This is a genomic window from Peribacillus sp. SIMBA_075 (assembly GCF_046534585.1).
The window spans coordinates 1-239 of sequence record NZ_JAWRYN010001524.1; the positions used below are offsets into that span (position 1 = coordinate 1).

The 239-nt window shown below is 33.1% G+C and carries 1 protein-coding gene; it reads right to left on the bottom strand.

The features are described 5' to 3' along the window. Window positions 1-49 precede the first annotated feature (49 nt). Window positions 50-239, bottom strand: a 190-nt coding sequence (locus SB775_RS33515; RefSeq protein ID WP_410865619.1) for a flagellar basal body rod C-terminal domain-containing protein, incomplete at its 5' end; no start/stop codon positions are given.

Sequence of the window (239 nt, forward strand, 5' to 3'; positions counted from 1 at the left end):
TACGGAAATAAATGCAATAACAAAAAAGACTCCCGCTAATAGGAGTCCTTTATCTCAATATTTCATTTGCTTCTTTTTCATAAATTTTATCAAATGAAGTCATAATACGTTGCGATGCTTGAATCATTTTTTGACTCGACATAAGGTCAGCCATTTCTTTCGTCATATCCACATTTGAATTTTCTAGCATATGATTTTTTACTATTCCTGTTCCGTTCGGTAAATCAGCGAGGTTACCT